Source organism: Mycobacterium sp. TH-M82 (assembly GCF_057473605.1).
Map to the genome: position 1 here is coordinate 1 of NZ_JBYCKY010000502.1, position 1,119 is coordinate 1,119.

The window sequence follows — 1,119 nt, forward strand, 5'->3', positions numbered from 1 at the left end:
GGCCGCACACGCCGGTGCTCGCCCGCAACGTGGTGTGCACCTCGCAACCGCTCGCCGCCCAGGCGGGCCTGCGGATGCTCGCCGACGGCGGCAACGCCGTCGACGCGGCCATCGCCACCGCGGTCGCGTTGACGGTAGTGGAGCCGACCATGAACGGCATCGGGTCGGACGCCTTCGCCATCGTCTGGGACGGCCGGGAGCTGCACGGCCTGAACGCGTCGGGGCGATCCCCGGCCGCGTGGACACCGGAGTATTTCGGCGGCGGCGGCGTACCGGCCGTCGGCTGGAACTCGGTGACCGTTCCCGGAGCGGTCTCCGGCTGGGCCGAGCTGCACGCAAAGTTCGGCCGACTGGACTTCGGGCGGCTGTTCGGGCCGGCGATCAGCTACGCACGCAATGGATTCCCGGTGTCGCCTACGGTCGCGGCGCAGTGGGCCACGCAGGTTCCGATTCTCGAATCCCAGCCGGGGTTCGCCGAGGTGTTCATGCCCGGCGGGCGGGCGCCGAAACCCGGTGAGCAGGTGACGCTGCCCGATCACGCGGCCACGCTGGAGAAGATCGCGGCGACCCGCGGGGAGGCGTTCTACCGCGGCGAGCTGGCGGCGAAACTGGAAGCGCATGCCGCGGCGCACGGCGGCGCGATGCGGGCAGAAGACCTGGCTACCCACCGCGCCGACTGGGTCGGCACGATCGAAAAAACCTATCGCGGCTACACCGTGCACGAGATCCCGCCCAACGGCCAGGGAATCGTCGCGCTGATCGCGCTGGGCATTCTCGAGAATCTCGACCTGGGCGACGCGACGGCTGATTCGGCCGACAGCGTGCACCTACAAATCGAGGCGTTGAAGTTGGCGTTCGCCGACACGCAGGCATATCTCGGCGACGCCGACCAGCTGCCGGTGCGGCCCGACCAGTTACTCCACCCCGAGTACCTGCGGCGGCGAGCCACGCTGGTCGACCGCACGCAGGCCAAGCCGGTATCCGCCGGAACGCCGCCCGGCGACACCGTCTACCTCACCGCCGCCGACGCGTCCGGGCAGATGGTGTCGATGATCCAGTCCAACTATCTCCCGGGATTCGGCTCCGGGGTGGTGGTGCCGGGAACCGGCATCTCGTTGC

Annotated in this window: 1 protein-coding gene; it reads left to right on the forward strand. The window is 70.2% G+C overall.

The features are described 5' to 3' along the window. A partial coding sequence (locus AC2VON_RS15615) for a gamma-glutamyltransferase family protein (protein ID WP_486953767.1) occupies positions 1-1,119 on the forward strand: 1,119 nt, incomplete at both ends.